The following is a 327-nucleotide window of genomic DNA, read 5'->3' as shown; positions in this document are numbered from 1 at the left end:
TTTATCACGTAGTCAGGGTGAATATTATGCCTCTGTTTCGGCCACCATCTTAGACGATGATATAACGAAAGCGACTRCGGAGGTTAATGAAGCGATTGATAAGCTTGAGATGCCATCTGGTGTGACGACAGGTGTAGCAGGAGTTACAGCTGATATGGAGGAAACCTTTACACAATTATGCCTCTGTTTCGGCCACCATCTTAGACGATGATATAACGAAAGCGACTACGGAGGTTAATGAAGCGATTGATAAGCTTGAGATGCCATCTGGTGTGACGACAGGTGTAGCAGGAGTTACAGCTGATATGGAGGAAACCTTTACACAAT

General features: G+C 44.5%; 1 protein-coding gene. It reads left to right on the top strand.

Features of this window, described 5'->3' with window-relative positions:
* On the top strand, positions 1-211 hold a 211-nt coding region (locus tag AZF04_RS12120; RefSeq protein WP_153017254.1), incomplete at its 5' end, for a hypothetical protein.
* Positions 212-327: the final 116 nt, after the last annotated feature.

Source organism: Alkalihalobacillus trypoxylicola (assembly GCF_001590785.1).
GTDB lineage: Bacteria > Bacillota > Bacilli > Bacillales > Bacillaceae_D > Alkalihalobacillus > Alkalihalobacillus trypoxylicola.
This window is presented reverse-complemented; position numbering and strand designations above follow the sequence as displayed.